The following is a 252-nucleotide window of genomic DNA, read 5'->3' as shown; positions in this document are numbered from 1 at the left end:
ACCGAGCGATACGAGCGAGCCAAAATCACGGTAGGCGAATTCAGAAAGCTCACGACCATCAACTCGTCGTGCAAGTGCCTTCAACAAGAATGAGGCCTGTTGATGAGCCGCCTGGGCGCGAGGCGGGACGTTGCGCTCGAAACCCAACCACGGACAAGCCGCGCAACCGCCAAAGGCGAAGACGTGCTCGTCAAGCTCCGTTTGAAGCGTGCGACGTACGCAGAGTTGACCCAGGTGATTGACGGTCAAGCC

Annotated in this window: 1 pseudogene; it reads right to left on the bottom strand. The window is 58.7% G+C overall.

The window, feature by feature from the left end:
• Positions 1-252: pseudogene (locus SB772_RS43595) on the bottom strand (NAD(P)/FAD-dependent oxidoreductase); the annotation flags it as partial.

The organism is Paraburkholderia sp. SIMBA_030 (genome assembly GCF_046535245.1).
Taxonomy (GTDB): domain Bacteria; phylum Pseudomonadota; class Gammaproteobacteria; order Burkholderiales; family Burkholderiaceae; genus Paraburkholderia.
The sequence above is the reverse complement of the archived record's forward strand: the minus strand, read 5'-3'. Positions and strand labels throughout refer to the sequence as shown.